Genomic DNA, 1,444 nt, shown 5'->3' with positions numbered 1-1,444 from the left:
CACCGATCCGGGGCGCGCCGAGCTGATGGCGCGCTTCAAGTCGGCTTGAGCGGAACCGGCCACAAACCCGATCCAGGCAACGCGACCGGCGGGCAATTGCCCGCCGGCACCGAAGCGGCTTTTTCGATGCGCGGCACCCTTCTTCGCAAAAACCTCATGACCGCGCTGCTGCTGGCGCCGGCGACGCTGTGGCTGGTGGTATTCCTGGTCCTGCCGTTCGTCGCCATCGCTATCTTCAGCGTCGGCGAGCGGGCGCCCGAGGGAGGCTACCAGGCAGCTTTCACGCTTGCGCAATACGCCAACCTGCCGGCGCGGGCGACCGCGTTCTGGAACACGATGGTACTGGCGCCGGTCGGCGCCTTCGCCTGCCTGCTCGTCGCCTATCCGGTGGCCTACTATCTGGCGCTGCGCGCGCCGGAGCGCTGGCGGCTGATCCTGCTGGCGCTCGTCGTCATCCCGTTCTGGACCAGCCTTTTGATGCGCACCTATGCCTGGATGTATGTGCTGGGCGGACGCGGCATTCCGGCCCTGCTCGCCTATGTCGGCATCGAGGACGTCCGGCTGATCAACACGCCGGGCGCGGTGCTGCTCGGCATCGTCTACGGCTATCTGCCGCTGATGATCCTGCCGATCTATGTCAGCCTGGAGCGGCTCGACCGGCGGCTGCTGGAAGCCTCCGCCGATCTCGGCGCGACGCCGCTGTCGACCTTCCTCGGTGTCACGCTCCGGCTGTCGCTGCCCGGCGTGATGACCGGCTTCTCGCTGGTGATGATCCTCCTGCTCGGCGAATATCTGATCCCGACTCTGCTCGGCGGCGGCAAGGTGTTCTTTATCGGCAACGCGCTGGTCGACCTGTTCCTGCAGTCGCGCAACTGGCCGTTCGGTTCGGCCATCGCCATCACGCTGGTGCTGGTTTCGGTCGTGGTGCTGATTGCCGCCAACCGCATCTCGGCCCGGCTGTCGGGCGCGCGCCGGGTGGACCTGATCTGATGCGCGCCTTCGTCGTTGCCGTTTTTGCCTTCCTCTACCTGCCAATCGCGCTGGTGGTGCTGTTCTCCTTCAACGCCGGCCACCATGCCAGCGAGTTCACCGGCTTCTCGACGCAATGGTACGGCAAGGCGCTGTCCAACCCGTTCCTGGTCGAGGCGCTGAAGAACAGCCTGTTCATCGCCACCACCAGCGCGCTTTTGGCGGCGGTCGCGGGCACCGCCGCCGCGCTCGGCCTGCAGCGCGTCGGGGCGCGGACGCGGGCTGTCTTCGACGGGCTATTGGGCGCCGCGATCGTCGTTCCCGGCGTCGTCATCGGCATCTCGACGCTGGTGGCGCTCGTGCAGCTGTTCGGCGTCGTCAATCCGTTCCTCGCCGAGTTGTGGCCGGGCGACCAGCCGCCGCGCCTGGCGCTCGGTTACGGCTCGATCATCGCCGCGCATGGCCTGTTCTCGAT

General features: G+C 67.2%; 1 protein-coding gene and 1 pseudogene. Both read left to right on the top strand.

All coding sequences use genetic code 11. The features are described 5' to 3' along the window. Positions 1–126 precede the first annotated feature (126 nt). Positions 127–990, top strand: a complete 864-nt coding sequence (locus tag EN780_RS34180; protein ID WP_127310467.1) for an ABC transporter permease — start codon at positions 127–129, stop codon at positions 988–990. Continuing rightward, positions 990–1,444 (top strand): annotated as a pseudogene (locus tag EN780_RS34175) (ABC transporter permease); the annotation flags it as partial. The gene EN780_RS34180 and the pseudogene EN780_RS34175, both read left to right, overlap by 1 nt.

Origin of the sequence: Mesorhizobium sp. M4B.F.Ca.ET.089.01.1.1, from assembly GCF_004022605.1 — a bacterium.
Classification (GTDB): domain Bacteria; phylum Pseudomonadota; class Alphaproteobacteria; order Rhizobiales; family Rhizobiaceae; genus Mesorhizobium; species Mesorhizobium abyssinicae.
The sequence above is the reverse complement of the archived record's forward strand: the minus strand, read 5'-3'. Positions and strand labels throughout refer to the sequence as shown.

Excerpts from the sequence above, each read along its gene's own strand:
- EN780_RS34180 (WP_127310467.1), top strand. The coding sequence starts at position 127 with ATGCGCGGCACCCTTCTTCGCAAAAACCTCATGACCGCGCTGCTGCTG.